Below are 2,324 nucleotides of genomic sequence, written 5' to 3'. Positions count from 1 at the left end.
GAGCCCAATCTGACCGATGCTGCACAGCGGACCAAGGTCCGCTTCCGCAATCAAACGTTGATGAGGTGATTGTCCCAAGATAGATGCGGTTTAACGACTGCTGGTAGCGAGTGAAAACTCAAGAGCTTGCGCCTCAAAAAGCTAGCGTTTTACACCGCAGCCAAGGTCCGTAATGAACAATCAGGTCAGAATCCAACGTTTGTGTCATCGGCCCATACGAGCGTTTTTGGAACCTGTAGCAAAGCCATTTTTAGCCTACTCGACTCTGCTGGAATTCAGAGCAGCTCAAGGCTTTTTGAGTTTACGCACCCTTAAAACTGAACGTTGGCTGATAATTTCATAACCAAGCTCGGCAGCCAGACGTGATCTTAAGGCGGCCAACTCTTCTGATGCTAGTTCCAGCACCTCACCATTGTCCACATCTACCAAATGATCATGCTCGGTTTCCGGTGCCATTTCAAATCGAGCTGGGCCATCGTCGACCGCAAGACGTTGCGCGATACCGGCCTCAACGAGCGTGGCAAGTGCGCGATAAACGGTGGCAAATGATACACTATTGTCGACCAACTTGGCACGGGCATACACGTCTTCAGCGCTTGGGTGATCGTGGCTTTGGACCAAAGCCGCAATGACGGTACGGCGCTGTGATGTCACGCGAATGCCTGCGTCACGTAGCATACTTTCGATTTCGTCAGGCTGAGCTATCATAATCGTTTCCTTAGGGCTTTTATATTCTATAATTCAGTCTTGACCTAAATTGCAAATAGTTCGCAACTGCACTTGACAGTTGCGACTGACTTGCATTTACAGAGAGCAGAATTCATCTAAAGGAGAACCAAATGCTATCCCTATTTCTAAAAACGACATCTATTGTGGCTATCACTGCGCTCTGTGCAACTGGTGCCTTGGCTCAGGACCGTATGAAGGTTGTGACGACCTTTACAGTGCTTGCGGATATGGCTTCGAACGTGGCGGGGGACGCAGCGGATGTTGTTTCGATCACCAAGCCCGGTGCGGAAATTCACGGCTATGAGCCGACACCGCAAGACATTGTGCGCGCATCTGATGCCGACCTCATTTTGTGGAACGGCATGAACCTTGAACTTTGGTTCGAACAGTTCCTTAGCAATATGGATGATGTGCCATCCGCGACATTAACGGACGGAATTGATCCGATTTCGATTTCCGGTGGCAGTTACGAGGGCAAACCGAATCCGCATGCTTGGATGGGTTTGGACAACGCACTGATCTATATCGATAACATTGTTGCGGCCTTTTCCAAACAGGATCCGGACAACGCTGCGATTTATGCTGCGAACGCCGAGGCCTACAAAGACGAGTTGCGTGTGACTATCGAGCCACTACGTGCTGCTATTGCGGAAATCCCAGAAGAGAACCGTTGGCTCGTCACATGCGAAGGGGCGTTTAGCTATCTTGCCCGCGATTTTGGCATGAAAGAATTGTACCTTTGGCCGATGAACGCCGACCAAATGGGTACACCGCAACAGGTTCGTGCCGTGATCGACGGCGTGAATAATAATAATATTCCCGTCGTTTTCTGCGAAAGTACCGTCAACACTGCCCCTGCCGAACAGGTGGCGCGCGAAACCGGCGTGGCCTATGGTGGCGTTCTTTATGTCGACAGTCTGAGCGAACCTGACGGCCCAGTGCCGACATACCTTGACCTGCTCAGCGTGACATCGCGCACAGTTGCTGATGGTCTGACGTCCACGACAAACTAAGTCACGCCAATGTGACAAGCCCGACCTGCGGCGTCCGTGCCGCAGGTCACTTGCGTTAAACTGCAACGGCTTTATGGCCAAAGGAACGAACATGCTCTACGATCAAGATTCTCCCAAACACAGCGATGTCAAAACCGAGGTGGGTATTTCGGCGCAAGACGTAACGGTGACATACCGCAACGGTCATACCGCCCTCTGGAACGCCAGTTTTGAGATCCCGCGTGGTACTGTTACCGCACTCGTCGGGGTGAACGGTTCGGGTAAGTCTACTTTGTTCAAGGCAATCATGGGATTTGTTCCAGCCGCCAAAGGCACGATTAAAATCCTCGGGTTGGATGTGGAGGACGCCTTGGCTAAGAACCTTGTGGCCTACGTTCCGCAATCTGAAGAGGTCGATTGGGCCTTTCCGGTGCTGGTCGAGGACGTGGTAATGATGGGTCGTTACGGCCATATGGGATTTTTGCGTCGCCCCAAGAAGGCTGATCATGATGCGGTCAACGAGGCTCTGCGCCGTGTCAGCATGCAGGATTTTAGAACCCGTCAGATTGGTGAATTGTCAGGTGGCCAGCGCAAACGCGTATT

At 51.8% G+C, this 2,324-nt stretch carries 3 protein-coding genes; 2 read left to right on the top strand and 1 reads right to left on the bottom strand.

The features are described from left to right. Window positions 1-285: 285 nt before the first annotated feature. On the bottom strand, window positions 286-708 hold the full coding sequence (locus tag BMY36_RS19015; protein ID WP_050519532.1) for a Fur family transcriptional regulator: 423 nt from the start codon (window positions 706-708) through the stop codon (window positions 286-288). A 131-nt stretch (window positions 709-839) separates the two neighbouring features. Here BMY36_RS19015 and BMY36_RS19010 point away from each other — a divergent pair, with 131 nt between their 5' ends. Together BMY36_RS19010 and BMY36_RS19005 are read left to right on the top strand one after the other, a co-directional pair. Further along, complete coding sequence (locus BMY36_RS19010; protein WP_050519531.1) at window positions 840-1,742, top strand: metal ABC transporter substrate-binding protein; 903 nt, start codon at window positions 840-842, stop codon at window positions 1,740-1,742. 91 nt (window positions 1,743-1,833) lie between these two features. Beyond that, a partial coding sequence (locus tag BMY36_RS19005) for an ATP-binding cassette domain-containing protein (RefSeq protein ID WP_244888705.1) occupies window positions 1,834-2,324 on the top strand: 491 nt, incomplete at its 3' end.

This window comes from Pseudorhodobacter antarcticus, from assembly GCF_900110135.1.
GTDB classification, from domain to species: Bacteria; Pseudomonadota; Alphaproteobacteria; order Rhodobacterales; family Rhodobacteraceae; genus Pseudorhodobacter; species Pseudorhodobacter antarcticus.
The sequence above is the reverse complement of the archived record's forward strand: the minus strand, read 5'-3'. Positions and strand labels throughout refer to the sequence as shown.